Below are 26,311 nucleotides of genomic sequence, written 5' to 3' on the forward strand. Positions count from 1 at the left end.
CCAACTGGAGTTTTTATGAGCCGATATCAGCATACTAAAGGGCAGATAAAGGATAATGCGATAGAAGCATTACTACATGATCCCTTATTCCGACAGCGAGTAGAGAAAAATAAGAAAGGGAAAGGCAGTTACATGCGAAAAGGAAAACATGGCAATCGGGGGAACTGGGAGGCCAGTGGCAAGAAAGTAAATCACTTTTTTACCACTGGTCTTCTGCTTTCAGGCGCTTGTTAAGAGCGGTTATTCTGCTCTTTCAGCAAATCACGAATTTCTGCCAGTAATACTTCTTCTTTAGTTGGTGCAGGTGCGGCAGCTGGTTCTTCTTTTTTCCGATTCAGTTTGTTGATTAGCTTAATCGCCATAAAGATGGCAAAGGCCACAATCAGAAAATCAAAGACGTTTTGAATGAAGACACCGTAATGCATCACAACAGCAGGGATATCCCCCTGCGCATCGCGTAGCGTGACAGCAAACTGTTTAAAGTCGATCCCGCCAATTAATAAGCCCAGAGGTGGCATGATGATATCGGCAACCAGTGAAGATACAATCTTCCCGAATGCCGCACCGATAATGACACCCACCGCCAAATCCACCACGTTCCCGCGCATCGCAAATTCGCGAAATTCTTTAATAATGCTCATGTTATTCTCCCTATGAAGCCGACAACCATAAGTCTAACAAATGTTAAGCCATTTTCCTGCCAGGAATGAATTTAATTAATCCTTGATAATCAAAGGGAAATAATAAGGCGTCATTAGACGCCTTATTAATTACAAGAAGAAAGGGCTTGGCTGGAAGAGTCTTTCGACGTCGGTAATAAACTTTTTATCTGTGAGGAACATAATTACGTGATCGCCTTGCTCAATGCGCAGATTGTCATTGGCAATCATCACGTCGTTTCCACGTACCACCGCTCCAATAATCGTTCCTGGCGGTAGCTTGATTTCGTCAATGACTCTGCCGACAACGCGTGAGGTGCTTTCATCACCGTGAGCAACGGCTTCAATAGCTTCTGCTACGCCGCGGCGCAATGAGGAAACACCAACAATATCTGCTTTTCGCACATGGCTAAGCAACGCAGAAATAGTTGCTTGTTGTGGTGAAATTGCAATATCGATCACGCTCCCCTGAACCAGATCCACATAAGCGCGACGCTGGATCAATACCATCACCTTTTTCGCACCCATACGTTTGGCAAGCATGGCGGACATGATATTGGCCTCGTCATCGTTGGTGACGGCAATAAACAGATCAACTTGATCGATATGTTCTTCGGCCAGCAGTTCTTGATCCGACGCATCACCAAAAAAGACGATCGTATTCTGCAACTTTTCCGCCAGTTCGGCAGCGCGCTGCTGATTACGTTCGATGAGTTTAACGCTGTAATCTTTTTCCAGACGACGCGCCAGCCCTGCACCGATATTACCGCCACCAACCAGCATGATCCGCTTATACGGTTTTTCCAGTCGCTGTAATTCACTCATCACCGCGCGGATATGCTGTGAAGCGGCAATAAAGAACACTTCATCACCAGCTTCAACAATGGTCGAACCTTGTGGACGAATGGGGCGATCGTGGCGGAAAATTGCTGCCACACGAGTATCGATATGTGGCATATGTTCGCGCATGGTCGAAAGTGCATTACCAATCAGCGGGCCGCCATAATAGGCTTTAACTACAGCGAGGCTGACTTTACCCTCAGCGAAGTTCACCACCTGCAATGCGCCTGGATACTCAATCAGTCGGTAAATATTATCGATAACCAACTGCTCTGGTGCGATCAGATGATCAATCGGTACAGCATCTGAATGAAATAGCTTATCGGCATCGCGTACGTAGTCTGGTGAGCGGATGCGAGCGATGCGATTAGGGGTGTTGAAAAGTGAGTAGGCTACCTGGCAGGCAACCATATTGGTTTCATCTGAACTGGTTACAGCAACCAGCATATCGGCGTCGTCGGCACCTGCCTCCCGCAATACGCGTGGATGAGAGCCATGCCCCTGCACGACTCGCAGGTCAAATTTATCCTGCAAGGTCCGCAGACGCTCACCGTTGGTATCGACAACAGTAATATCGTTGTTCTCGCCAACCAGGTTTTCCGCCAGTGTGCCGCCAACCTGGCCGGCACCCAGAATGATAATTTTCATCAGTCTCGACCCGTTATCTCATCACTTTTTGATTAGCTTAGCGTAAAAGAAGCCGTCGCCCTCTTCGGCACCAGGCAGATTTTGTTTACCCGGTTGCTCTGGTGTTCCTGTTTCGCAAAGTTCGGCATCAGCGGTACGTTGCAAAAAAGCTTTAATCTGCAGGCTATTCTCTTCCGGTAACACCGAACAGGTGGCATAGACCAGGGTTCCACCGGATTTTAAATGCGGCCAAATGGCGTCGAGAATTTCAGACTGCAATTGCGCGAGTTCCGGGATATCGCGATCGCGACGTAACCATTTAATATCCGGATGGCGACGAATCACCCCCGTTGCTGAACAAGGCGCATCTAATAAAATGCGATCAAACTGTTGCTCGCCACACCATTGGGAAGGGTAACGGCCATCACCTTGTTTCACGGTCGCCTTCATACCAAGGCGTTTTAAATTGTCGTGAACGCGAGAGAGGCGCTGTTCGTCAATATCAACCGCAACAACCTGCGCTTCTGGTGCCACCTCAAGGATATGCGTTGTTTTACCGCCGGGGGCGGCACAAAGATCCAGAATGTGTTCACCGTTTTGTGGCGCAAGCCAGGTCATGCAACCTTGTGCTGATGCATCCTGAACGGTAACCCATCCGTCTTCAAAACCAGGTAGCGCATGAACAGGTGCAGGTGTTTCCAGCCGTACAGCATCAGGGTAATCCGCATGCGGGAAACCTTTCATTCCTGCTTCATCCAACAATGCAAGCCAGCTGTCGCGGGAATGATGCGTACGATTAACGCGCAGCCACATTGGCGGACGCTGGTTATTGGCTTCGACGATGGATTGCCACTGCTCTGGATACGCTTTTTGCAGACGCTTCAGCAACCAGGAAGGATGCAGATAACGTGCATCACTGGTATTAAACTCGGCTAATAACTCTTCTTGCTGATGCTGGAACTGGCGTAATACACCGTTAATCAACCCTTTAAGTTGCGGACGCTTAATTGCGATAGCGCCTTCAACCGTTTCAGCCAGCGCAGCATGAGGTGGAATGCGGGTATAAAGCAGTTGATACAAACCAACCATAATCAGGTAATGCACAGTGCGCTGTTTGCCGGTCATCGGACGGGCCATTAACTTATTAATCAGCCAGTCTAACTGCGAAAGCGTACGCAGTACGCCAAAGCACAACTCTTGAAGAAGTGCTTTGTCTTTATCAGAAACTTTTTGCTGGAGCGGTGGCAGAATGTTGCTTAATGATTGCCCTTGCTCGACGACTTGTTCAACGGCCTGGGCCGCCATGCTACGTAAATTACGTTGTTTTTTCATAAGTATAAAAATGCCCGGTAAGACCGGGCTTAGAAGAGTGGACTATCAGGCCAGACGGTTGCCCGGAACAAACCATTCCCGACGAGAATTCAGGAGGTCTTGCGCGCTCATCGCTTTCTTACCCGCAGGTTGTAACGAGAGCAGGTTCAGGATGCCATCACCAGTCGCAACCTGAATGCCTTGTTTGTTGGCTTCAAGGATCGTTCCTGGTGCAGCGTTGGTTGCCGTATCAATGACCGACGCTTTCCAGACTTTAACCGGTTGTCCTTCAATTTCCAGCCAGCTCATTGGCCATGGGTTGAAAGCGCGAATGCAGCGTTCAAGCTGCGCTGCCGAAAGCGACCAGTCAATACGCGCTTCTTCTTTACTCAACTTCTCGGCGTAAGTGACAAGAGTTTCGTCCTGAACTTCTGGTTTCGCCGTGCCGTCTGCTAGTTGTTTCAACGTGGTGATTAGCCCTTGTGGGCCAAGCTCTGCCAGCTTGTCGTACAGCGTACCACTGGTATCTTCTGCAGTAATCGGGCAGGAGAGCTTATAGAGCATATCACCGGTGTCTAAACCGACATCCATTTGCATAATGGTCACACCAGTTTCTGCATCACCCGCCCATAGTGAGCGTTGGATTGGTGCAGCACCGCGCCAGCGTGGCAGCAGTGAACCATGAACGTTGATACAGCCAAGACGCGGCATCTCCAGCACTGCTTTAGGCAGAATTAAGCCATAGGCGACGACGACCATAACATCAGCCTGCAGATCGGCGACCAGTTGCTGGCTTTCTTGTGGACGCAGGGAAACAGGTTGAAAAACGGGCAGACCTTTTTCCTCAGCCAGAACTTTAACCGGGCTGGGCATCAGTTTTTTACCGCGTCCTGCCGGTCGGTCTGGCTGGGTGAACACGCCAACGACGTTATGACCAGAAGACAACAGCGCGTCGAGATGACGCGCTGCAAAGTCAGGTGTACCCGCAAAAATAATACGTAGTGATTCTGACACGTTAGTTCTTATCCTTAAGCCCGGGCTTTCAGACGATCTAGTTTTTCAACTTTCTGACGAATACGTTGTTGTTTCAGCGGTGACAGATAATCCATAAACAGTTTGCCGACCAGGTGATCCATCTCATGCTGAATACAGATGGCTAACAGCCCCTCTGCTTCCAGTTCAAATGGTTTACCGTCGCGGTCAAGGGCGCGAATTTTAACTTTCTCTGCGCGCGGCACTAAAGCACGTTGTTCAGGGATCGACAGGCAACCTTCTTCAATGCCTGTTTCGCCGCTTTTTTCTAAAAGCTCCGGATTGATTAACACCAGCCGTTCGTCACGGTTTTCCGAAACATCAATAACAATGATACGTTGATGGATATCAACCTGGGTTGCCGCCAGGCCAATACCTTCTTCTGCGTACATCGTCTCGAACATATCATCGACGATACGCTGTATTTCTGCATTCACTTCTTCTACCGGTTTAGCAACTTTGCGAAGCCGCTCGTCCGGAATATGTAACACTTGCAAAACTGACATAAATCTCCAGAGATGTGTTCAGGGGTTAGAAAGATTATTTCTTCTATTCTAGACAAATCCCCCTCTGATTGACAGCATCACTGACCAATCGCAAAGATTGCTAAGGCTGCTTATGGCAGGGAGATAAGGATGGTCGATACAGAAATTTGGCTGCGTTTAATGAGTATCAGCAGCTTGTACGGCGATGATATGGTCCGTATAGCTCACTGGCTGGCAAAACAGTCGCAAATTGATGCGGTTGGATTGCAGCAAACAGGGCTTACATTGCGGCAGGCACAACGCTTTCTTTCATTTCCGCGAAAGAGTATCGAAAGCTCACTTTGTTGGTTGGAGCAACCCAACCATCATTTAATCCCTGCGGACAGCGAATTTTATCCTCCTCAACTTCTGGTGACGACAGATTACCCCGGCGCACTGTTTGTTGAAGGAGAACTGCACGCGCTGCATTCATTTCAGCTTGCCGTAGTGGGGAGTCGGGCGCATTCATGGTATGGCGAGCGATGGGGACGGTTATTTTGCGAAACTCTGGCGACGCGTGGAGTGACAATTACGAGTGGACTGGCGCGTGGAATCGATGGTGTGGCGCATAAAGCTGCCTTACAGGTAAATGGCGTCAGCATTGCTGTATTGGGGAATGGACTTAATACCATTCATCCCCGCCGCCATGCCCGACTGGCTGCCAGTCTGCTTGAACATGGCGGAGCTCTCGTCTCGGAATTTCCCCTCGATGTTCCACCCCTTGCTTACAATTTCCCACGAAGAAATCGCATTATCAGTGGTCTAAGTAAAGGTGTACTGGTGGTGGAAGCGGCTTTGCGCAGTGGTTCGCTGGTGACAGCACGTTGTGCGCTTGAGCAGAGGCGTGAAGTTTTTGCCTTGCCAGGTCCAATAGGGAATCCGGGAAGCGAAGGGCCTCACTGGTTAATAAAACAAGGTGCGATTCTTGTGACGGAACCGGAAGAAATTCTGGAAAACTTGCAATTTGGATTGCACTGGTTGCCAGACGCCCCTGAAAATTCATTTTATTCACCAGATCAGCAAGACGTGGCATTGCCATTTCCTGAGCTCCTGGCTAACGTAGGAGATGAGGTAACACCTGTTGACGTCGTCGCTGAACGTGCCGGCCAACCTGTGCCAGAGGTAGTTACTCAACTACTCGAACTGGAGTTAGCAGGATGGATCGCAGCTGTACCCGGCGGCTATGTCCGATTGAGGAGGGCATGCCATGTTCGACGTACTAATGTATTTGTTTGAAACCTATATTCACACTGAAGCTGAGTTGCGTGTGGATCAAGACAAACTTGAACAGGATCTTACCGACGCAGGTTTTGAGCGAGAAGATATCTACAATGCCCTGCTATGGCTGGAAAAACTTGCTGATTATCAGGAAGGGTTGGCAGAACCGATGCAACTGGCCTCGGATCCTCTCTCCATGCGTATTTATACACCGGAAGAGTGTGAACGACTGGATGCCAGCTGCCGTGGGTTTCTGCTTTTCCTTGAGCAGATTCAGGTGCTCAACCTTGAAACTCGTGAAATGGTGATAGAGCGAGTGCTCGCGCTGGATAACGCAGAGTTCGAACTGGATGATCTGAAATGGGTGATCCTGATGGTGTTGTTCAACATCCCGGGGTGCGAAAATGCGTACCAGCAAATGGAAGAATTACTCTTTGAAGTGAATGAAGGTATGCTGCATTAATCATTTCTTTAATTCAGCATAAGTTGTTATGGCAAAATCAGCACTGTTCACGGTGCGTAATAATGAGTCCTGCCCAAAGTGCGGGGCTGAACTGGTTATTCGATCCGGGAAACACGGTCCGTTTCTTGGATGCTCACAGTATCCGGCGTGTGACTACGTCCGTCTTCTGAAATCTTCAGCGGATGGACATATTGTCAAAGTTCTGGAGGGGCAGGTTTGCCCTGCATGTGGCGCAAATCTGGTATTACGCCAGGGACGCTTTGGTATGTTTATTGGTTGCAGTAACTACCCTGAATGCGAACATACCGAACTTATCGATAAACCGGACGAAACAGCAATTACATGCCCCCAATGTCGGACGGGCCATCTGGTCCAGCGCCGCTCCCGTTATGGCAAAACATTTCACTCCTGTGATCGCTACCCGGAGTGTCAATTTGCCATTAACTTCAAACCAATAGCTGGAGAATGCCCTGAGTGTCATTATCCGCTACTCATCGAAAAGAAAACCGCGCAGGGTGTAAAACACTTTTGTGCCAGTAAACAATGTGGAAAGCCGGTTTCGGCGGAATAATAACGTGAATAATAACCTGCAAGGAGACGCTATCGCAGCTGCGATAGATGTCCTCAATGAAGAACGTGTCATCGCCTATCCAACGGAAGCCGTTTTCGGTGTTGGGTGCGATCCTGATAGCGAAACAGCAGTGATGAGACTGTTGGAGTTAAAACAGCGTCCGGTTGATAAGGGGCTGATTTTAATCGCGGCAAATTACGAGCAGCTTAAACCCTATATTGATGACACCATGCTGACTGATGCGCAGCGTGAAACCATTTTTTCCCGCTGGCCAGGTCCTGTCACCTTTGTCTTTCCCGCGCCTGCGACAACACCGCGCTGGTTGACGGGCCGCTTTGATTCGCTTGCTGTACGAGTCACCGACCATCCGTTGGTGGTTGCTTTGTGCCAGGCTTATGGTAAACCGCTGGTTTCTACCAGTGCCAACTTGAGTGGATTGCCACCTTGTCGAACAGTAGACGAAGTTCGCGCACAATTTGGCGCGGCGTTCCCGGTTGTGCCTGGTGAAACGGGGGGCGTTTAAATCCTTCAGAAATCCGCGATGCCCTGACGGGTGAACTGTTTCGACAGGGGTAACATAATGGAAACCTATGCTGTTTTTGGTAATCCGATAGCCCACAGCAAATCGCCATTCATTCATCAGCAATTTGCTCAGCAACTGAATATTGAACATCCCTATGGGCGCGTGTTGGCACCCATCAATGATTTCATCAACACACTGAACGCTTTCTTTCGTGCTGGTGGTAAAGGTGCGAATGTGACGGTGCCTTTTAAAGAAGAGGCTTTTGCCAGAGCGGATGAGCTTACTGAACGGGCAGCGTTGGCTGGTGCAGTTAATACCCTCAAGCGGTTAGAAGATGGACGCCTGCTGGGTGACAATACCGATGGTGTAGGCTTGTTAAGCGATCTGGAACGTCTGTCTTTTATCCGCCCTGGTTTACGTATTCTGCTTATCGGCGCTGGTGGAGCATCTCGCGGCGTACTACTGCCACTTCTTTCCCTAGACTGTGCGGTGACAATCACTAATCGGACGGTATCCCGCGCGGAAGAGTTGGCTAAATTGTTTGCGCACACTGGCAGTATTCAGGCGTTGGGTATGGACGAACTGGAAGGTCATGAGTTTGATCTCATTATTAATGCAACATCCAGTGGCATCAGTGGTGATATTCCGGCGATCCCGTCATCGCTCATTCATCCAGGCATTTATTGCTATGACATGTTCTATCAGAAAGGAAAAACTCCTTTTCTGGCATGGTGTGAGCAGCGAGGCTCAAAGCGTAATGCTGATGGTTTAGGAATGCTGGTGGCACAGGCGGCTCATGCCTTCCTTCTTTGGCATGGCGTTCTGCCTGATGTAGAACCGGTCATCAAACTATTGCAACAGGAATTGTCAGCGTGAATCAGGCCATCCAGTTTCCGGATAGGGAAGAGTGGGACGAGAATAAAAGATGTGTATGTTTTCCTGCTCTCGTGAATGGTATGCAACTGACATGTGCGATCTCTGGCGAGAGTCTGGCGTATCGCTTTACTGGAGGTACGCCAGAACAGTGGTTAGCGAGTTTTCGTCAGCATCGCTGGGACCTGGAAGAAGAAGCGGAAAACTTAATTCAGGAACAAAGTGAAGATGATCAAGGTTGGGTCTGGTTACCTTGATCCAGATATTCGTCCTTCCATTTCACGTAGTTATTTGCGGAATAGCGTAACCCAGCCTTCTCTTCATCACTTAACGGGCGGATCTGTTTGACGGGACTACCGAGATACAGATATCCGCTCTCCAGCCGTTTATTTTGTGGGACCAGGCTACCCGCACCAATCATCACATCATCTTCTACTATTGCGCCATCAAGTAAAATTGAGCCCATCCCAACCAAAACTCGATTGCCAATGGTGCAGCCGTGGAGCATCACCTTGTGACCAACAGTGACATCTTCGCCAATGGTTAATGGGTTGCCATCTGGGTTGTACGAGGATTTATGAGTGACATGCAACATACTGCCATCCTGGATATTGGTGCGTGCTCCGATCTGTACATAATGTACATCTCCACGAATCACAACGAGCGGCCAGATCCCCACATCATCAGCCAGACGAACGTCACCAATCACGACGCTGCTATCGTCGATCATTACGCGCTGGCCGATTTGTGGAAAAAGATCGCGGTATGGGCGTAAAACATCAGACATACTCACCTCAACAATAAATGATTTCCTAATGACTTTGGGTGCATTATTAGCCTTGTGCAAGTCTTTTAGTATGCAAAAAAGCACCGTTTTGTGTGCGAATGCAGCAAAAAGGGTGAAAAAACAACAAACAGAAAAAAAGATCAAAAAAGTACTTGTGCAAAAAATTGGGATCCCTATAATGCGCCTCCGTTGAGACGACAACGTGAAACACTTCACAGGATGGTCGGAACAACGAAGAGAAAAAATTCTGAAATTCAGGGTTGACTCTGAAAGAGGAAAGCGTAATATACGCCACCTCGCGACAGTGAGCTGAAAGCCGCGTCGCAACTGCTCTTTAACAATTTATCAGACAATCTGTGTGGGCACTCGAAGATACGGATTCTTAACGTCGCAAGACGAAAAATGAATACCAAGTCTCAAGAGTGAACACGTAATTCATTACGAAGTTTAATTCTTTGAGCATCAAACTTTTAAATTGAAGAGTTTGATCATGGCTCAGATTGAACGCTGGCGGCAGGCCTAACACATGCAAGTCGAACGGTAACAGGAAGCAGCTTGCTGCTTCGCTGACGAGTGGCGGACGGGTGAGTAATGTCTGGGAAACTGCCTGATGGAGGGGGATAACTACTGGAAACGGTAGCTAATACCGCATAATGTCGCAAGACCAAAGAGGGGGACCTTCGGGCCTCTTGCCATCGGATGTGCCCAGATGGGATTAGCTTGTTGGTGGGGTAACGGCTCACCAAGGCGACGATCCCTAGCTGGTCTGAGAGGATGACCAGCCACACTGGAACTGAGACACGGTCCAGACTCCTACGGGAGGCAGCAGTGGGGAATATTGCACAATGGGCGCAAGCCTGATGCAGCCATGCCGCGTGTATGAAGAAGGCCTTCGGGTTGTAAAGTACTTTCAGCGGGGAGGAAGGGAGTAAAGTTAATACCTTTGCTCATTGACGTTACCCGCAGAAGAAGCACCGGCTAACTCCGTGCCAGCAGCCGCGGTAATACGGAGGGTGCAAGCGTTAATCGGAATTACTGGGCGTAAAGCGCACGCAGGCGGTTTGTTAAGTCAGATGTGAAATCCCCGGGCTCAACCTGGGAACTGCATCTGATACTGGCAAGCTTGAGTCTCGTAGAGGGGGGTAGAATTCCAGGTGTAGCGGTGAAATGCGTAGAGATCTGGAGGAATACCGGTGGCGAAGGCGGCCCCCTGGACGAAGACTGACGCTCAGGTGCGAAAGCGTGGGGAGCAAACAGGATTAGATACCCTGGTAGTCCACGCCGTAAACGATGTCGACTTGGAGGTTGTGCCCTTGAGGCGTGGCTTCCGGAGCTAACGCGTTAAGTCGACCGCCTGGGGAGTACGGCCGCAAGGTTAAAACTCAAATGAATTGACGGGGGCCCGCACAAGCGGTGGAGCATGTGGTTTAATTCGATGCAACGCGAAGAACCTTACCTGGTCTTGACATCCACAGAACTTTCCAGAGATGGATTGGTGCCTTCGGGAACTGTGAGACAGGTGCTGCATGGCTGTCGTCAGCTCGTGTTGTGAAATGTTGGGTTAAGTCCCGCAACGAGCGCAACCCTTATCCTTTGTTGCCAGCGGTCCGGCCGGGAACTCAAAGGAGACTGCCAGTGATAAACTGGAGGAAGGTGGGGATGACGTCAAGTCATCATGGCCCTTACGACCAGGGCTACACACGTGCTACAATGGCGCATACAAAGAGAAGCGACCTCGCGAGAGCAAGCGGACCTCATAAAGTGCGTCGTAGTCCGGATTGGAGTCTGCAACTCGACTCCATGAAGTCGGAATCGCTAGTAATCGTGGATCAGAATGCCACGGTGAATACGTTCCCGGGCCTTGTACACACCGCCCGTCACACCATGGGAGTGGGTTGCAAAAGAAGTAGGTAGCTTAACCTTCGGGAGGGCGCTTACCACTTTGTGATTCATGACTGGGGTGAAGTCGTAACAAGGTAACCGTAGGGGAACCTGCGGTTGGATCACCTCCTTACCTTAAAGAAGCGTTCTTTGCAGTGCTCACACAGATTGTCTGATGAAAATGAGCAGTAAAACCTCTACAGGCTTGTAGCTCAGGTGGTTAGAGCGCACCCCTGATAAGGGTGAGGTCGGTGGTTCAAGTCCACTCAGGCCTACCAAATTTGCATCGCAAATTTGAAGAGGTTTTAACTACATGTTATGGGGCTATAGCTCAGCTGGGAGAGCGCCTGCTTTGCACGCAGGAGGTCTGCGGTTCGATCCCGCATAGCTCCACCATCTCTGTAGTGATTAAATAAAAAATACTTCAGAGTGTACCTGCAAAGGTTCACTGCGAAGTTTTGCTCTTTAAAAATCTGGATCAAGCTGAAAATTGAAACACTGAACAATGAAAGTTGTTCGTGAGTCTCTCAAATTTTCGCAACACGATGATGAATCGCAAGAAACATCTTCGGGTTGTGAGGTTAAGCGACTAAGCGTACACGGTGGATGCCCTGGCAGTCAGAGGCGATGAAGGACGTGCTAATCTGCGATAAGCGTCGGTAAGGTGATATGAACCGTTATAACCGGCGATTTCCGAATGGGGAAACCCAGTGTGATTCGTCACACTATCATTAACTGAATCCATAGGTTAATGAGGCGAACCGGGGGAACTGAAACATCTAAGTACCCCGAGGAAAAGAAATCAACCGAGATTCCCCCAGTAGCGGCGAGCGAACGGGGAGCAGCCCAGAGCCTGAATCAGTGTGTGTGTTAGTGGAAGCGTCTGGAAAGGCGCGCGATACAGGGTGACAGCCCCGTACACAAAAATGCACATATTGTGAGCTCGATGAGTAGGGCGGGACACGTGGTATCCTGTCTGAATATGGGGGGCCCATCCTCCAAGGCTAAATACTCCTGACTGACCGATAGTGAACCAGTACCGTGAGGGAAAGGCGAAAAGAACCCCGGCGAGGGGAGTGAAAAAGAACCTGAAACCGTGTACGTACAAGCAGTGGGAGCACGCTTAGGCGTGTGACTGCGTACCTTTTGTATAATGGGTCAGCGACTTATATTCTGTAGCAAGGTTAACCGAATAGGGGAGCCGAAGGGAAACCGAGTCTTAACTGGGCGTTAAGTTGCAGGGTATAGACCCGAAACCCGGTGATCTAGCCATGGGCAGGTTGAAGGTTGGGTAACACTAACTGGAGGACCGAACCGACTAATGTTGAAAAATTAGCGGATGACTTGTGGCTGGGGGTGAAAGGCCAATCAAACCGGGAGATAGCTGGTTCTCCCCGAAAGCTATTTAGGTAGCGCCTCGTGAATTCATCTCCGGGGGTAGAGCACTGTTTCGGCAAGGGGGTCATCCCGACTTACCAACCCGATGCAAACTGCGAATACCGGAGAATGTTATCACAGGAGACACACGGCGGGTGCTAACGTCCGTCGTGAAGAGGGAAACAACCCAGACCGCCAGCTAAGGTCCCAAAGTCATGGTTAAGTGGGAAACGATGTGGGAAGGCCCAGACAGCCAGGATGTTGGCTTAGAAGCAGCCATCATTTAAAGAAAGCGTAATAGCTCACTGGTCGAGTCGGCCTGCGCGGAAGATGTAACGGGGCTAAACCATGCACCGAAGCTGCGGCAGCGACGCTTATGCGTTGTTGGGTAGGGGAGCGTTCTGTAAGCCTGTGAAGGTGTGCTGTGAGGCATGCTGGAGGTATCAGAAGTGCGAATGCTGACATAAGTAACGATAAAGCGGGTGAAAAGCCCGCTCGCCGGAAGACCAAGGGTTCCTGTCCAACGTTAATCGGGGCAGGGTGAGTCGACCCCTAAGGCGAGGCCGAAAGGCGTAGTCGATGGGAAACAGGTTAATATTCCTGTACTTGGTGTTACTGCGAAGGGGGGACGGAGAAGGCTATGTTGGCCGGGCGACGGTTGTCCCGGTTTAAGCGTGTAGGCTGGTTTTCCAGGCAAATCCGGAAAATCAAGGCTGAGGCGTGATGACGAGGCACTACGGTGCTGAAGCAACAAATGCCCTGCTTCCAGGAAAAGCCTCTAAGCATCAGGTAACATCAAATCGTACCCCAAACCGACACAGGTGGTCAGGTAGAGAATACCAAGGCGCTTGAGAGAACTCGGGTGAAGGAACTAGGCAAAATGGTGCCGTAACTTCGGGAGAAGGCACGCTGATATGTAGGTGAAGTCCCTTGCGGATGGAGCTGAAATCAGTCGAAGATATCAGCTGGCTGCAACTGTTTATTAAAAACACAGCACTGTGCAAACACGAAAGTGGACGTATACGGTGTGACGCCTGCCCGGTGCCGGAAGGTTAATTGATGGGGTCAGCGCAAGCGAAGCTCTTGATCGAAGCCCCGGTAAACGGCGGCCGTAACTATAACGGTCCTAAGGTAGCGAAATTCCTTGTCGGGTAAGTTCCGACCTGCACGAATGGCGTAATGATGGCCAGGCTGTCTCCACCCGAGACTCAGTGAAATTGAACTCGCTGTGAAGATGCAGTGTACCCGCGGCAAGACGGAAAGACCCCGTGAACCTTTACTATAGCTTGACACTGAACATTGAGCCTTGATGTGTAGGATAGGTGGGAGGCTTTGAAGTGTGGACGCCAGTCTGCATGGAGTCGACCTTGAAATACCACCCTTTAATGTTTGATGTTCTAACGTGGACCCGTGATCCGGGTTGCGGACAGTGTCTGGTGGGTAGTTTGACTGGGGCGGTCTCCTCCTAAAGAGTAACGGAGGAGCACGAAGGTTGGCTAATCCTGGTCGGACATCAGGAGGTTAGTGCAATGGCATAAGCCAGCTTGACTGCGAGCGTGACGGCGCGAGCAGGTGCGAAAGCAGGTCATAGTGATCCGGTGGTTCTGAATGGAAGGGCCATCGCTCAACGGATAAAAGGTACTCCGGGGATAACAGGCTGATACCGCCCAAGAGTTCATATCGACGGCGGTGTTTGGCACCTCGATGTCGGCTCATCACATCCTGGGGCTGAAGTAGGTCCCAAGGGTATGGCTGTTCGCCATTTAAAGTGGTACGCGAGCTGGGTTTAGAACGTCGTGAGACAGTTCGGTCCCTATCTGCCGTGGGCGCTGGAGAACTGAGGGGGGCTGCTCCTAGTACGAGAGGACCGGAGTGGACGCATCACTGGTGTTCGGGTTGTCATGCCAATGGCACTGCCCGGTAGCTAAATGCGGAAGAGATAAGTGCTGAAAGCATCTAAGCACGAAACTTGCCCCGAGATGAGTTCTCCCTGACCCTTTAAGGGTCCTGAAGGAACGTTGAAGACGACGACGTTGATAGGCCGGGTGTGTAAGCGCAGCGATGCGTTGAGCTAACCGGTACTAATGAACCGTGAGGCTTAACCTTACAACGCCGAAGATGTTTTGGCGGATGAGAGAAGATTTTCAGCCTGATACAGATTAAATCAGAACGCAGAAGCGGTCTGATAAAACAGAATTTGCCTGGCGGCCGTAGCGCGGTGGTCCCACCTGACCCCATGCCGAACTCAGAAGTGAAACGCCGTAGCGCCGATGGTAGTGTGGGGTCTCCCCATGCGAGAGTAGGGAACTGCCAGGCATCAAATTTAGCGTGCTGATATGGCTCAGTTGGTAGAGCGCACCCTTGGTAAGGGTGAGGTCCCCAGTTCGACTCTGGGTATCAGCACCACTTTTTAGGTTAAAGTTCGGCAGATTAGAAAAGAATTTGTCTGGCGGCAGTAGCGCGGTGGTCCCACCTGACCCCATGCCGAACTCAGAAGTGAAACGCCGTAGCGCCGATGGTAGTGTAGGGTCTCCCCATGCGAGAGTAGGGAACTGCCAGACATCAAATCAAGCGAAAGGCCATCCGAAAGGATGGCCTTTTTGCTTTTCGAACTAACATTCAATTAATGGATTACCTGCGATAAAAATGCCCTCGTACGCTCTGATTTAGGATGCGCAAAAAATTCATCAGGTGCAGCTTGCTCCACTATTTCCCCACGATCCATAAAAATCACCCGGTCAGCGACGGTTCGCGCAAACCCCATCTCATGCGTTACACACAACATTGTCATACCCGATTGCGCCAGCCCAATCATCGTATCCAGCACCTCTTTCACCATCTCCGGATCGAGCGCCGACGTTGGCTCATCAAACAACATAATTTTCGGCTTCATACACAGCGAACGCGCAATGGCAACGCGTTGCTGCTGACCACCAGAAATTTGTCCGGGAAACTTATGCGCATGTTCGGCAATTCTCACCCGCTCAAGGTAATGCATCGCCAGAGCTTCAGCCTCTTTCTTTGGCATCTTGCGTACCCAAATCGGTGCCAGGGTACAGTTCTGTAGAACGGTCAGATGAGGGAAGAGATTGAAATGCTGAAAGACCATTCCCACTTCCTGCCTGACGCGCTCAATATTGCGGATATCTTCATTAAGTTCGATGCCATCTACTACGATCCGTCCCTGTTGATGTTCTTCCAGATGATTAATACAACGAATGGTTGTCGATTTACCGGAACCAGAAGGGCCACACAGAACGATCCGTTCTCCCAGTTGCACGGTTAAATTTATATTTTTCAAAACATGGAATTGTCCATACCATTTATTGACGTTTTCCAGCGTAATCATCGCGTTAGCAGGTTGCAGTAAAATTTGGCTCATAGTGTCCTCAATGCGGTGTACGCCCGGTGTTAAAACGTTTTTCCAGATGCTGGCTATAGCGCGACATGCTGAAACAGAAGATCCAGTAGATCAGTGCGGCGAAAACATACCCTTCCGTCGACATACCCAACCAGGCGGGATCAACGGTTGCCTGCTGAACGCTACTGAAAAGATCGAACAACCCGATAATGATCACCAGGCTGGTATCTTTGAAGAGTGCGATGATGGTATTTACCAGCCCAGGAATTACCAGCTTCAACGCCTGTGGCAGAATAACCAGCCCCTGAGTTTTCCAGTAACCCAATGCCAGTGACTCTGCCGCTTCATATTGCCCTTTAGGCAGCGCCTGTAATCCGCCTCGCACGACTTCCGCAACATATGCTGACTGAAACAGGATCACGCCAACCAGCGCGCGGATCAGTTTGTCGATATTGGTGCCTTCTGCCATAAACAAAGGCAGCATGACCGAAGACATAAACAATACGGTAATCAGCGGTACGCCGCGCCAGAACTCGATAAAAATGACCGATAAGATACGCACAATCGGCATATGGGAGCGGCGACCTAACGCCAGTAAGATCCCCCACGGTAGCGCCCCCGCAATCCCAACGGATGCAATAATTAAAGTTAGCGTCAGCCCGCCCCATTGCCGGGTTTCAACCCGCTCCAGACCAAAAAAACCGCCATACATCAGCCACCAGACAATCAGTGGGTAAATCACCGCCCAGACCGCAATATAGCGACCGCGATGCGGGAGTATTTTCCAGAACATTGGTGCGATTGACACAAGGCCAATCAGTAATGCCAGGTTAATTCGCCAGCGTTGGTCGTGTGGGTAAAGTCCATACATAAACTGACCAAATCGTTCGTGGATGAAGACCCAACAGGCACCGGCTTTTGTGCAGTCGGCACGCGTTGAGCCAACCCAATTAGCCTGCAAAAATGCCCAGTTCAGCAACGGTGGGATCAGTTCCCACATCAACCATATGCAGCCAATAGTCAGCAGGCTATTGCTCCAGCTGGAGAACAGATTTTTTCGCACCCACACCATCGCGCGGCTTGAGTTATGGCTCGCTGGGCGCGAGGGCTGAGACAGCAATACTTTTGTCATCATGACTCCTTAGCGTTCAACGATCGCGATGCGGCGGTTATAGATATTCATCAGCAGCGAGATAGTCAGGCTGATAATCAGATAGACCGACATGGTCATGGCTATCGTCTCGATGGCTTGCCCCGTCTGGTTCAGCACGGTGCCAGCAAACAGCGAAACCATATCGGGATAGCCAATAGCGGCGGCAAGAGAGGAGTTTTTGACGATGTTGAGATACTGGCTGGTTAACGGCGGAATAATCACTCGCAGTGCCTGGGGAATAATGACCTAGCGTAGCGTAACCGGGTTGGGTAATCCCAGTGACCGAGCCGCTTCATGTTGACCATAAGGCACTGCCTGGATCCCAGCGCGGATAATCTCGGCGATAAATGCAGATGTATAAACCGAAAGTGCCAGCGTTAAGGCTGCCAGTTCAGGAATTAAAACCATCCCGCCGCGGAAGTTAAAGCCTCGTAGGGCTGGGACATCCCAGTGTAGTGCTGCGCCAAAAAGCCATTGCGCCAGTAAAGGCAAACCAATGATCAACACTGCGGCGATCGGCCAGGTGCGGCGCAGTTGTCCGGTCTTTATCTGGTATGTTTTATTAAAGCGGAATAGCCCAACAGAAAGGACTATAGCCATAACAACAGCCAGGATAAACGCAATAAATCCGTCTCCCAGCTGCGGTGACGGAATATAAAGCCCACGATTGCTCAAAAAGGCCAGATCAAACGCGCTCACAGCCTGGCGTGGTCCGGGCAAATTGCGCAACACGGCAAAGTACCAGAAGAAGATTTGCAGCAGCGGGGGAATATTACGGAAGATCTCAATATAAATTGTGGAAAGCTTTCGTAGCAGCCAGTTATCCGAAAGTCTCGCCAGACCGATAAAGAAGCCCAAAACAGAAGCGAACACAATACACAATGCAGAAACCAGTAGCGTATTGAGTAAGCCGACAATAAAAACGCGTCCGTAGGTGTCGCCCTGCTGGTAATCGATCAAATGCTGGACAATACCGAAGCCAGCGCCGCGATCCAGAAAGGCAAAACCTGAAGTAATGCCACGATTATTGAGATTCGTTACAGTGTTGTGAAATAACCAACCAACAATGCCGACAACAGCAACAACGGCAAGGATCTGGAATAACCAGGCACGAACCGTAGGGTTGGCAAAAGAGAGTGAGCCTTTAACGGTTGAGCGGCGATGAGACATAGAAACCTCGGAAAGCATAACGCTGAAGAGAGCGCCGCCGTAGCGACGCTCGTTACCTCACACCGACTTAACGCACGGGCGGCGCGTACTGAATACCGCCGTTATTCCAGAGATTATTTTGCCCACGTTTAATTTTCAGCGGGCTTTCTGAACCTACGTTACGCTCGAAAATTTCCGAGTAGTTACCCACCTGTTTGATGATGTTATAGGCCCATTTATTATCCAGCTTCAGATCCTTGCCGTAATCGCCTTCTTTACCCAGCAGATGTGCCATATCAGGCGTTGCTGGATTAGCCGCTTTTTCATCGACGTTCTGGGAATTGATGCCCATCTCTTCAGCATTCAGCATTCAGCATGGCGAAAAGCGTCCAGCGTACAATCGAGAACCATTCATCATCGCCACGACGAACTACCGGCCCAAGCGGTTCTTTAGAGATAACCTCCGGTAAGACAATCCATTCAGCTGGGTTGCTTAATTTGATGCGCAGGGCATACAGTTGCGACTGATCCGAGGCCAGCGTATCGCAGCGACCAGATTCCAGTGCCTTCGCTGATTCGTCAGAGCGATCGAAAGTCACCGGTGTGTACTTCATATTGTTTGCCTTGAAATAGTCGGCGACGTTGAGTTCGGTATCTGTACCCGCCTGAATACAGACGGTAGCGCCATCCAGTTCTTTCGCGCTTTTTAGCCCCGCTTTATCGTGCGTCAGGAAGCCAATGCCGTCGTAATCAGTGACGCCAGTAAATGCCATTCCCATCCCGGCATCGCGAGATGAAGTCCAGGTCGTATTACGGGAGAGCAAATCCACCTCCCCTGACTGTAAAGCGGTGAAGCGTTCTTTTGCAGTGAGCGGGGTATATTTCACTTTCGTGTCGTCACCAAATACAGCAGCGGCAACACCACGACAAACATCTACATCAATACCTGAAAACTTACCGTCTGCATCGGCATAAGAGAACCCAGGTAATCCATCACTGATCCCGCATTGCACAAAACCTTTTTTCTGTACGGCATCAAGCGTCGCGCCAGCATGCGCCTGATTTGCAACGGCAAGCAGCACGCTGGCGGCAGCCAGTGTGGCTATCATCATCTTTTTCATAATGCTTCCTGTGAGGCGAAAATTATCGTTATAGGACGTTTGGGAAACGTCTTTTACCTGTCTGTGGCCATCCTCTTATAAGCAAAAGTAGTGCCATCTTTTGCGCACGATTTCGCGTCGCAATAAGCTGAGTGTAGACAGGAAATAATAAAAACAGCGCCCCGCAATGGTGCGAAAATGAAACATGCGCCACATTTTGGCGCAAAATATTTACGCGTGTTTTACTAAGCAGAATAATGATTGTTAGCGTGAGTATATTTCTGGTGGGAGGTGTGAAAGTTAAATTGATGCGTTATTTCGAAAGCAGCGAAATAACGCGATATAACATGCTAAGGTAATGACTCAAACTTATTGATAGTGTTTTATGTTCAGATAATGCCCGATGACTTTGTCATGCAGCTCCACCGATTTTGAGAACGACAGCGACTTCCGTCCCAGCCGTGCCAGGTGCTGCCTCAGATTCAGGTTATGCCGCTCAATTCGCTGCGTATATCGCTTGCTGATTACGTGCAGCTTTCCCTTCAGGCGGGATTCATACAGCGGCCAGCCATCCGTCATCCATATCACCACGTCAAAGGGTGACAGCAGGCTCATAAGACGCCCCAGCGTCGCCATAGTGCGTTCACCGAATACGTGCGCAACAACCGTCTTCCGGAGACTGTCATACGCGTAAAACAGCCAGCGCTGGCGCGATTTAGCCCCGACATAGCCCCACTGTTCGTCCATTTCCGCGCAGACGATGACGTCACTGCCCGGCTGTATGCGCGAGGTTACCGACTGCGGCCTGAGTTTTTTAAGTGACGTAAAATCGTGTTGAGGCCAACGCCCATAATGCGTGCAGTTGCCCGGCATCCAACGCCATTCATGGCCATATCAATGATTTTCTGGTGCGTACCGGGTTGAGAAGCGGTGTAAGTGAACTGCAGTTGCCATGTTTTACGGCAGTGAGAGCAGAGATAGCGCTGATGTCCGGCAGTGCTTTTGCCGTTACGCACCACCCCGTCAGTAGCTGAACAGGAGGGACAGCTGATAGAAACAGAAGCCACTGGAGCACCTCAAAAACACCATCATACACTAAATCAGTAAGTTGGCAGCATCACCAACTCTCTTATTAACGAGCTGAATGCCATTTTATCACCGGAGGTTATAAATATTGCGGAATGAATAATGACAAATTATGTGAATTGTAAAAATAGTGAAGGGAGCGGGAACTATAGAAAGTTTTTAAAGAGTGAGTAGAAGAATATATTATTAATTTTTATGGGTTTCACTGAAAATAATAAAGGCACCCGAAAGTGCCTTTATGTTTCTGATTTATCCTTTAAAGCAACGGCGGATCACCACAAAGAACACCGGTACGAAGAAGATTGCCAGCAACGTTGCAGAGACCATTCCTCCCATTACCCCGATACCCACTGCGTTCTGCGCGCCACTGCCGGCACCGTTACTGATAGCTAGCGGTAATACGCCGAGAATAAAGGCGAGAGAGGTCATCAGGATAGGACGCAGACGCATACGTACTGCCATCAGTGTCGCTTCAACAACACCTTTACCCTTTTTCTCCATGAGATCTTTAGCGAACTCAACAATCAAAATAGCGTTTTTGGCCGACAAGCCAATTGTCGTTAGCAAGCCCACCATAAAGTAGACGTCATTTTTTTGATTAAAGAGTGTTGCCGCCAGTAGCACGCCGACAATCCCTAACGGCACGACCAACATAACCGAGACAGGAATTGACCAGCTTTCATAGAGTGCAGCAAGGCACAGGAAGACAACCACAAAGGAAATTGCTACCAGAGCGGGAGCCTGGTTTCCCGATAAGCGTTCCTGATACGACATACCTGTCCAGTCATAACCAATGCCCGCAGGTAATTTTGACGCAAGGTTTTCCATCAATGCCATGGCATCGCCGGAACTGGTTCCTGGCGCGGCTTCCCCCTGAATCTCCATTGACGGCAGACCGTTGTAGCGTTCCAGTCGCGGAGAGCCATACACCCAATGTGAAGTGGTAAAGGCAGAGAATGGCACCATTTCGCCGTTGGCGCTGCGGACATAAAGTTTATCGACATCTTCTGGCAGCATACGGAATTTGGCATCCGCCTGAACATACACCTTTTTCACGCGACCACGGTCGATGAAGTCGTTAACGTAAGTCCCACCCAGCGCCGTTGAAATGGTCTGATTGATGTCAGAAAGTGAAACACCTAATGCCTGCGCCTTTTCCTGGTCAACTTCCAGTTTAAACTGCGCGGTGTCTTCCAGACCATTAGGACGCACGCTGACTAAGCTGGCAGGATGTTGCGCCGCCATGCCAAGCAACTGGTTACGGGCCTGGGTCAGGGCATCGTGACCCAGCCCAGCCTGATCAATTAACTCAAAGTCGAAACCCGTTGCCGTGCCCAGTTCAACAATGGCTGGCATATTGAATGGAATGACAAAACCGTCGCGGATCTTGCCCAATTCCATTTTGGCACGATGGATTACCGCTTCCGCACTGTTTTCGTCACCACTACGCTCTTCCCACGGTTTCAGACTGACGAAAGCCATACCGGCGTTTTGTGCCTGGCCGCTGAAGCTAAAGCCGTTAACCGTAAAGACACTTTCTACGTTCGCTTTCTCGTTATTCAGATAGTAATCCGTCACTTGATCCAACACTTTTTGCGTCCGCTCTTGCGTCGCGCCAGCGGGTAACTGAATCATGGTCAGAAAGACACCCTGATCCTCTTCAGGTAAGAAGGAAGACGGAAGACGTAAAAACAACACCACCATTCCTGCAACAATCAGCGCATAGATCAGTAAATATCGTCCTGTGGAACCGAGGATTTTGCCGACGCTGTTGGTGTAGTGGTTAACGCTATGATCGAAGGTGGTATTAAACCAGCCGAAGAAACCGCCCTTATTTTCGTGATGCTCAGCAGAGACGGGTTTAAGCAGCGTTGCACATAACGCAGGGGTAAGAATCAATGCCACCAGAACAGAAAGCGCCATTGCCGAAACGATGGTGATAGAGAACTGGCGATAAATTGCCCCAGTAGAACCGCCGAAGAATGCCATCGGAATAAATACCGCTGACAGCACCATCGCGATACCCACCAGTGCGCCCTGAATTTGCGACATCGATTTTTCCGTCGCTTCTTTTGGCGGGAGCTTATCCTCCATCATCACGCGCTCGACGTTCTCCACCACCACTATCGCATCATCGACGAGCAGCCCGATGGCAAGCACCATCCCGAACATCGTTAGTGTGTTGATGGAGTAACCAAAAGCGGCGAGGATGGCAAACGTCCCTAACAACACCACGGGTACCGCAATGGTGGGGATCAGCGTTGCTCGCATATTCTGCAAGAACAGATACATCACCAGGAACACCAGCATAATGGCTTCGAACAGCGTTTTTACCACTTCGTGAATAGAAAGCTGGACGAATGGCGTGGTGTCATAAGGGTAGAGAACCTTCATTCCCTGCGGGAAGAATGGCTGTAATTCCGCCAGTTTTGCCTTAATGGCTTTCGCGGTATCGAGAGCGTTCGCGCCGGTTGCTAGCTTAATCCCCAGGCCCGCCGCCGGTTTTCCGTTGATACGAGCGATAACGTTATAGTTTTCACCGCCAAGTTCAACTCGTGCGACATCTTTCAGGCGTACCACCGAGCCGTCACTGTTTACGCGCAGGGTTACTTTGCCGAATTCTTCCGGATTTTTTAACCGCGTCTGAGCAATAATCGAGGCGTTCAACTGTTGCCCTGGTAACGCTGGCGTTCCGCCCAACTGCCCGGCAGCGATCTGATCGTTCTGTACCTTCAACTGGTTAATCACATCAACCGGTGTCAGTTTATATTTGTTTAGCAGATCGGCGTCCAGCCAGATACGCATCGCATACTGTGCGCCGAAAAGCTGTACGTCACCGACGCCATTCAGACGGCTAAGCGTATCTTTAACGTTAGAGGCCACATAGTCCGAGATATCGTCCTGTGTGGTGTCTGGGTTATCAGAGACAAAGCCCGCCACCATCAAATAGCTGCTACTGGACTTTTCAACACTGATCCCCTGCTGCTGAACCTCCTGCGGCAGCAACGGCGTGGCGAGCTGGAGTTTGTTCTGCACCTGCACTTGCGCGATATCAGGATCGGTCCCGGACTGGAAGGTAAGGGTAATTGTCACGCTACCGGCGGAATCGCTGGTGGAGGACATATACATCAGGTTATCGATACCATTCATATTCTGTTCGATAACCTGCGTCACCGTATCCTGCACGGTCTGCGCATCAGCACCTGGATAGTTTGCCTAAACAGAAACCGCAGGCGGTGCAATGGTTGGATACTGAGCGACGGGCAATTGTAGGATCGCCAGTGCGCCCGCCATCATCAGAATAATGGCCAGCACCCATGCAAATATCGGTCGTCGAATAAAAAAGTTTGCCATGTCAGATTACCTTACTTCGATGCAGTATCTGCGGGGGTATCGGTAGTGGCTTTAACCTGCTCTCCCGGACGCGCTTTTTGCAGGCCGCTGACAATGACTTGATCGCCAGATTTCAGACCTTCGCTAATCAACCATTTATCGCCAATCGCCTGACTGGCAACGACAGGGCGCGCTTCCACCTGACTTTTATCGTTAACAATCAGCACGGTTGCATCACCACGCGGTGTGCGGCTAACGCCTTGTTGCGGGATAAGAATGGCGTCAGGTTGGACGCCTTCATCAATCCGTGCACGCACAAACATACCCGGCAAAAGCGTATGTTGCGGGTTAGGGAAGACAGCACGTAGGGTTATGGAGCCGGTGCATTCATCAACGGTCACATCAGAGAATTGCAGCGTACCTTTCAGGGGATAGGTTTGACCGTTTTCCATGACCAACTCTACGTTGCTGGTGGCGTTTTCCTTATGCAAATTTCCTTGCTCTACGGATTGCTTCAGCCTCATAAAATCGTTGCTGGATTGGGTCACATCAACGTAGATAGGATCGAGCTGCTGGACAGTCGCCAGTTCAGTCGTTTGCCCATTAGTGACAAGAGCGCCTTCGGTCACGGTCGATTTGCCGATACGTCCGCTAATTGGCGCAGTCACTTTGGTATAAGCGAGATTGATGCGAGCGCTTTCGACTGTGGCTTTTGCGGCAATCACGGCGGCATCGGCCTGGCGAGCATCAGCAATGGCCTGGTCGTACTCCTGCTGGCTGATGTATTTCGTACCCACGAGCGGAACGTAACGTTTTACCGTCAAATGCGCGATGGCGGCGGCGGCTTCACTTTTCGCCAGTTCGCCTTTCGCGCTGTCATAATTTGCCTGATAGGTCGCGGGATCGATCTGGTACAGGGACTGGCCTGCTTGTACATCGCTGCCTTCAGTGAAATTACGATTCAGTACGATCCCGCTAACCTGTGGGCGAACTTCGGCTATACGGTAAGCATTGGTGCGGCCTGGTAATTCAGTCTTAACTTCTAACGGGGCCGTTTTCACAATATGAACGGTAACCTGCGGTTCACCGACGTGAGCTTTCTCTTCTCCCTTATCGTTACAACCGACGATTAAAGCCGCGGAGATCAGAATAAAGGAGGGCAGGAGGAAAAACCTGGCATGTTTCGTCATTACTATTCCTCAAAAAAACAAAAGCGCGTTATTTACCCAGAAAGGCAACGCGTTAACTCGCAGAAAGAAAAATACAGTTTGCTATCCTACAAATTATCATTCGTCGATGTAAGGAATAGTTATGAATACTGGCGTCTCAAGGCACATAAACACAAAAAAAGATTAATATTCTACTGTTTTATTTTGACGCGGGTTGAAAGAGGCAGAATTAAAACCTCGTAAATTGAAATATATATTCATGTGGCGAATGTATTTTAGGTAAATAATATATATTATTTATTTGACGATTTATAGCAACTCAATGTTACCCTCTCGTATAAATACACATTAGATGATAGATTAACCTTCGCTATTTTCTCACCCTGTGTCGAATATATTTATTTCCTGAATAATTAATCATGGCAAAAAGAACCAAAGCCGAAGCTCTGAAGACCCGGCAAGAACTGATTGAAACTGCCATCGCCCAGTTTGCGCAACATGGCGTAAGCAAGACGACGTTCAACGACATTGCCGATGCCGCTAACGTTACGCGTGGCGCTATCTACTGGCACTTCGAGAACAAGACCCAACTGTTTAATGAGATGTGGTTGCAACAGCCTTCATTGCGGGAGTTAATCCAGGAACACTTGACGGCTGGATTAGAGCATGACCCGTTTCAACAATTGCGTGAAAAATTGATTGTCGGCTTGCAATATATTGCCAAAATTCCCCGCCAGCAGGCGTTGCTGAAAATCTTATATCACAAATGTGAATTTAATGATGGGATGCTGGCCGAGGGAGTGATACGCGAAAAGATGGGCTTTAATCCGCAGACTCTCCGCGAAGTATTGCAGGCGTGTCAGCAACAAGGTTGTGTAGCAAATAACCTCGATTTAGATGTTGTGATGATTATTATTGATGGTGCCTTCAGCGGAATTGTTCAAAACTGGTTAATGAATATGGCGGGTTATGATCTTTATAAACAAGCACCCGCGCTGGTCGATAACGTATTAAGAATGTTCATGCCAGATGAAAACATAACGAAATTAATTCATCAAACGAATGAATTAAGTGTCATGTAAATTCACATTCTGTCCTGAAAATTCAGTTCGTCACAGTTAACCAGTTTTAGTGGATAAACTGAGTTCATATTACGGCATTTGTCTGTTTCTGTTGTCAGCAGTTCAATCCACTGCATCAGTAAAGTATCAAACAGAAAAACGAAGACAGCGAAAACGACGAGCCACCAATACTTGCGAATCATTACCTGAGCC

The 26,311-nt window shown here is 49.7% G+C and carries 18 protein-coding genes, 3 tRNA genes, 4 rRNA genes and 4 pseudogenes; 15 read left to right on the forward strand and 14 right to left on the reverse strand.

Annotation, left to right across the window (positions count from 1 at the left end; all coding sequences use genetic code 11):
- The first annotated feature begins 15 nt into the window (after positions 1–15).
- Complete coding sequence (arfA, locus tag C1P89_RS22150) at positions 16–234, forward strand: alternative ribosome-rescue factor ArfA (protein WP_000092696.1); 219 nt, start codon at positions 16–18, stop codon at positions 232–234.
- Here arfA and mscL read toward each other — a convergent pair.
- The 5 genes from mscL to def form a co-directional block, all read right to left on the reverse strand.
- Positions 231–641 carry a large-conductance mechanosensitive channel protein MscL gene (gene mscL, locus C1P89_RS22155; RefSeq protein WP_000022439.1) on the reverse strand — a complete coding sequence of 137 codons (411 nt, stop codon included), beginning with the start codon at positions 639–641 and terminating at the stop codon, positions 231–233. The genes arfA and mscL overlap by 4 nt on opposite strands.
- A gap of 129 nt (positions 642–770) precedes the next feature.
- Positions 771–2,147, reverse strand: a complete 1,377-nt coding sequence (gene trkA / locus C1P89_RS22160) for a Trk system potassium transporter TrkA (RefSeq protein WP_000691382.1) — start codon at positions 2,145–2,147, stop codon at positions 771–773.
- 21 nt (positions 2,148–2,168) lie between these two features.
- A complete protein-coding gene (rsmB, locus tag C1P89_RS22165; RefSeq protein ID WP_000744776.1) occupies positions 2,169–3,458 on the reverse strand; it encodes a 16S rRNA (cytosine(967)-C(5))-methyltransferase RsmB in 1,290 nt (429 codons plus the stop codon).
- 45 nt (positions 3,459–3,503) lie between these two features.
- The gene (gene fmt / locus C1P89_RS22170) at positions 3,504–4,451 is read right to left on the reverse strand and encodes a methionyl-tRNA formyltransferase (RefSeq protein WP_000004476.1); all 948 of its coding nucleotides are present in this window, start codon (positions 4,449–4,451) and stop codon (positions 3,504–3,506) included.
- A 14-nt stretch (positions 4,452–4,465) separates the two neighbouring features.
- On the reverse strand, positions 4,466–4,975 hold the full coding sequence (gene def, locus C1P89_RS22175) for a peptide deformylase (RefSeq protein WP_000114986.1): 510 nt from the start codon (positions 4,973–4,975) through the stop codon (positions 4,466–4,468).
- A 129-nt stretch (positions 4,976–5,104) separates the two neighbouring features.
- Here def and dprA point away from each other — a divergent pair, with 129 nt between their 5' ends.
- The 6 genes and pseudogenes from dprA (at position 5,105) to C1P89_RS22205 (ending at position 8,898) form a co-directional block, all read left to right on the forward strand.
- Positions 5,105–6,229, forward strand: coding sequence for a DNA-protecting protein DprA (gene dprA, locus C1P89_RS22180; RefSeq protein WP_000228536.1), 1,125 nt, complete (start codon positions 5,105–5,107; stop codon positions 6,227–6,229).
- A complete protein-coding gene (smg, locus tag C1P89_RS22185; RefSeq protein WP_000460680.1) occupies positions 6,201–6,674 on the forward strand; it encodes a DUF494 family protein Smg in 474 nt (157 codons plus the stop codon). Before dprA ends, smg begins: the two co-directional genes overlap by 29 nt.
- Positions 6,675–6,702: 28 nt before the next feature.
- Positions 6,703–7,245, forward strand: a complete 543-nt coding sequence (locus tag C1P89_RS22190) for a DNA topoisomerase family protein (RefSeq protein ID WP_001129716.1) — start codon at positions 6,703–6,705, stop codon at positions 7,243–7,245.
- 4 nt (positions 7,246–7,249) lie between these two features.
- Positions 7,250–7,821: pseudogene (gene tsaC, locus C1P89_RS22195) on the forward strand (L-threonylcarbamoyladenylate synthase type 1 TsaC).
- Between the two features lie 4 nt (positions 7,822–7,825).
- Positions 7,826–8,644 (forward strand): shikimate dehydrogenase, encoded by an 819-nt coding sequence (gene aroE, locus C1P89_RS22200; RefSeq protein WP_000451216.1) that lies wholly within the window; start codon positions 7,826–7,828, stop codon positions 8,642–8,644.
- The gene (locus C1P89_RS22205) at positions 8,641–8,898 is read left to right on the forward strand and encodes a DUF1488 family protein (RefSeq protein WP_001070568.1); all 258 of its coding nucleotides are present in this window, start codon (positions 8,641–8,643) and stop codon (positions 8,896–8,898) included. Before aroE ends, C1P89_RS22205 begins: the two co-directional genes overlap by 4 nt.
- Here C1P89_RS22205 and C1P89_RS22210 read toward each other — a convergent pair.
- Complete coding sequence (locus C1P89_RS22210; RefSeq protein WP_001286216.1) at positions 8,874–9,428, reverse strand: gamma carbonic anhydrase family protein; 555 nt, start codon at positions 9,426–9,428, stop codon at positions 8,874–8,876. The genes C1P89_RS22205 and C1P89_RS22210 overlap by 25 nt on opposite strands.
- 472 nt (positions 9,429–9,900) lie before the next feature.
- Here C1P89_RS22210 and C1P89_RS22215 point away from each other — a divergent pair.
- The 7 genes from C1P89_RS22215 to rrf (C1P89_RS22245) all read left to right on the forward strand — a co-directional run bounded on the left by C1P89_RS22215 (position 9,901) and on the right by rrf (C1P89_RS22245) (position 15,247).
- Positions 9,901–11,442: ribosomal RNA gene (locus C1P89_RS22215) — 16S ribosomal RNA — on the forward strand.
- A 68-nt stretch (positions 11,443–11,510) separates the two neighbouring features.
- A tRNA-Ile gene (locus C1P89_RS22220) sits at positions 11,511–11,587 on the forward strand.
- Positions 11,588–11,629: 42 nt separating this feature from the next.
- A tRNA-Ala gene (locus C1P89_RS22225) sits at positions 11,630–11,705 on the forward strand.
- Between the two features lie 183 nt (positions 11,706–11,888).
- Positions 11,889–14,792: ribosomal RNA gene (locus C1P89_RS22230) — 23S ribosomal RNA — on the forward strand.
- A 94-nt stretch (positions 14,793–14,886) separates the two neighbouring features.
- Positions 14,887–15,002, forward strand: a 5S ribosomal RNA gene (gene rrf, locus C1P89_RS22235).
- Between the two features lie 14 nt (positions 15,003–15,016).
- A tRNA-Thr gene (locus C1P89_RS22240) sits at positions 15,017–15,092 on the forward strand.
- A 39-nt stretch (positions 15,093–15,131) separates the two neighbouring features.
- Positions 15,132–15,247: ribosomal RNA gene (rrf, locus tag C1P89_RS22245) — 5S ribosomal RNA — on the forward strand.
- The 16S, 23S and 5S rRNA genes sit together here with 3 tRNA genes alongside, the layout of an rRNA operon.
- Positions 15,248–15,309: 62 nt before the next feature.
- On the opposite strand, the gene C1P89_RS22250 is transcribed toward rrf (C1P89_RS22245), so the two are convergent.
- The 7 genes and pseudogenes from C1P89_RS22250 to acrE all read right to left on the reverse strand — a co-directional run bounded on the left by C1P89_RS22250 (position 15,310) and on the right by acrE (position 25,058).
- A complete protein-coding gene (locus C1P89_RS22250) occupies positions 15,310–16,068 on the reverse strand; it encodes an amino acid ABC transporter ATP-binding protein (RefSeq protein WP_000078327.1) in 759 nt (252 codons plus the stop codon).
- A 7-nt stretch (positions 16,069–16,075) separates the two neighbouring features.
- Positions 16,076–17,179, reverse strand: a complete 1,104-nt coding sequence (locus C1P89_RS22255) for an amino acid ABC transporter permease (protein ID WP_001397447.1) — start codon at positions 17,177–17,179, stop codon at positions 16,076–16,078.
- Between the two features lie 9 nt (positions 17,180–17,188).
- Positions 17,189–18,370 (reverse strand): annotated as a pseudogene (locus C1P89_RS22260) (amino acid ABC transporter permease).
- 67 nt (positions 18,371–18,437) lie between these two features.
- Positions 18,438–19,470, reverse strand: a pseudogene (locus C1P89_RS22265) (amino acid ABC transporter substrate-binding protein).
- A gap of 348 nt (positions 19,471–19,818) precedes the next feature.
- A protein-coding gene (locus tag C1P89_RS22270) for an IS1-like element IS1A family transposase (RefSeq protein WP_094096600.1) occupies positions 19,819–20,516 on the reverse strand; the annotation gives its coding sequence in 2 pieces (ribosomal slippage) (positions 19,819–20,267 and positions 20,267–20,516; 699 coding nt in all).
- A 268-nt stretch (positions 20,517–20,784) separates the two neighbouring features.
- Positions 20,785–23,889 (reverse strand): annotated as a pseudogene (acrF, locus tag C1P89_RS22275) (multidrug efflux RND transporter permease subunit AcrF).
- Between the two features lie 11 nt (positions 23,890–23,900).
- A complete protein-coding gene (gene acrE / locus C1P89_RS22280) occupies positions 23,901–25,058 on the reverse strand; it encodes a multidrug efflux RND transporter periplasmic adaptor subunit AcrE (protein WP_000160373.1) in 1,158 nt (385 codons plus the stop codon).
- Between the two features lie 398 nt (positions 25,059–25,456).
- Between acrE and acrS the strand changes: the two genes are divergently transcribed.
- Positions 25,457–26,119: a multidrug efflux transporter transcriptional repressor AcrS gene (gene acrS, locus C1P89_RS22285; RefSeq protein WP_001129494.1), complete on the forward strand. Its 663-nt coding sequence runs from the start codon at positions 25,457–25,459 to the stop codon at positions 26,117–26,119.
- 2 nt (positions 26,120–26,121) lie between these two features.
- Here acrS and C1P89_RS22290 read toward each other — a convergent pair whose 3' ends face one another.
- Positions 26,122–26,301 (reverse strand): DUF2556 family protein, encoded by a 180-nt coding sequence (locus tag C1P89_RS22290; RefSeq protein WP_011310302.1) that lies wholly within the window; start codon positions 26,299–26,301, stop codon positions 26,122–26,124.
- Positions 26,302–26,311 lie beyond the last annotated feature (10 nt).

The organism is Shigella sonnei, assembly GCF_002950395.1.
GTDB lineage: Bacteria > Pseudomonadota > Gammaproteobacteria > Enterobacterales > Enterobacteriaceae > ECMA0423.

What these genes read in the sequence shown, in the direction of transcription:
- def (WP_000114986.1), bottom strand. Translation starts at nt 4,975, where the DNA reads ATGTCAGTTTTGCAAGTGTTACATATTCCGGACGAGCGGCTTCGCAAA.
- trkA (WP_000691382.1), bottom strand. Translation starts at nt 2,147, where the DNA reads ATGAAAATTATCATTCTGGGTGCCGGCCAGGTTGGCGGCACACTGGCG.
- smg (WP_000460680.1), top strand. Translation starts at nt 6,201, where the DNA reads ATGTTCGACGTACTAATGTATTTGTTTGAAACCTATATTCACACTGAA.
- arfA (WP_000092696.1), top strand. Translation starts at nt 16, where the DNA reads ATGAGCCGATATCAGCATACTAAAGGGCAGATAAAGGATAATGCGATA.
- C1P89_RS22255 (WP_001397447.1), bottom strand. Translation starts at nt 17,179, where the DNA reads ATGACAAAAGTATTGCTGTCTCAGCCCTCGCGCCCAGCGAGCCATAAC.
- dprA (WP_000228536.1), top strand. Translation starts at nt 5,105, where the DNA reads ATGGTCGATACAGAAATTTGGCTGCGTTTAATGAGTATCAGCAGCTTG.
- mscL (WP_000022439.1), bottom strand. Translation starts at nt 641, where the DNA reads ATGAGCATTATTAAAGAATTTCGCGAATTTGCGATGCGCGGGAACGTG.
- rsmB (WP_000744776.1), bottom strand. Translation starts at nt 3,458, where the DNA reads ATGAAAAAACAACGTAATTTACGTAGCATGGCGGCCCAGGCCGTTGAA.
- acrE (WP_000160373.1), bottom strand. Translation starts at nt 25,058, where the DNA reads ATGACGAAACATGCCAGGTTTTTCCTCCTGCCCTCCTTTATTCTGATC.
- aroE (WP_000451216.1), top strand. Translation starts at nt 7,826, where the DNA reads ATGGAAACCTATGCTGTTTTTGGTAATCCGATAGCCCACAGCAAATCG.
- acrS (WP_001129494.1), top strand. Translation starts at nt 25,457, where the DNA reads ATGGCAAAAAGAACCAAAGCCGAAGCTCTGAAGACCCGGCAAGAACTG.
- C1P89_RS22250 (WP_000078327.1), bottom strand. Translation starts at nt 16,068, where the DNA reads ATGAGCCAAATTTTACTGCAACCTGCTAACGCGATGATTACGCTGGAA.
- C1P89_RS22290 (WP_011310302.1), bottom strand. Translation starts at nt 26,301, where the DNA reads ATGATTCGCAAGTATTGGTGGCTCGTCGTTTTCGCTGTCTTCGTTTTT.
- C1P89_RS22190 (WP_001129716.1), top strand. Translation starts at nt 6,703, where the DNA reads ATGGCAAAATCAGCACTGTTCACGGTGCGTAATAATGAGTCCTGCCCA.
- C1P89_RS22210 (WP_001286216.1), bottom strand. Translation starts at nt 9,428, where the DNA reads ATGTCTGATGTTTTACGCCCATACCGCGATCTTTTTCCACAAATCGGC.